Origin of the sequence: Chryseobacterium sp. SIMBA_028 (genome assembly GCF_046535285.1) — a bacterium.
In the GTDB taxonomy this organism is placed as follows: Bacteria; Bacteroidota; Bacteroidia; order Flavobacteriales; family Weeksellaceae; genus Chryseobacterium.
This window is the reverse complement of the sequence record NZ_JAWRWZ010000441.1, coordinates 1-261: the sequence shown is the minus strand read 5'-3', so window position 1 is coordinate 261 and position 261 is coordinate 1. Positions and strand designations below refer to the sequence as shown.

Genomic DNA, 261 nt, shown 5'->3' with positions numbered 1-261 from the left:
CCCTTGGCCGGCCCCCGCTCGTCTCGTTTTTCCGGGTCACGTTACGACTCACGGCACCGGCGGCAGCAGGGGGCGCGGCACTGGTGTTCGTCGCCATCGTCAACGAACTGACCGCCACCTTGCTCCTTTCGCCAAACGGTACGCGCACGCTTGCCACCCAGTTCTGGAGCAAAAGCAGCGAGATCGACTACACAGGTGCTGCCCCTTACGCCCTGCTGATGATCCTCCTTTCAGCCCCCATGACCTACCTGCTCTTCCAAC

The 261-nt window shown here is 62.8% G+C and carries 1 protein-coding gene; it reads left to right on the top strand.

Features of this window, described 5'->3' with window-relative positions; all coding sequences use genetic code 11:
* A partial coding sequence (locus SCA31_RS24050) for an ABC transporter permease subunit (protein WP_410699510.1) occupies positions 1–261 on the top strand: 261 nt, incomplete at both ends.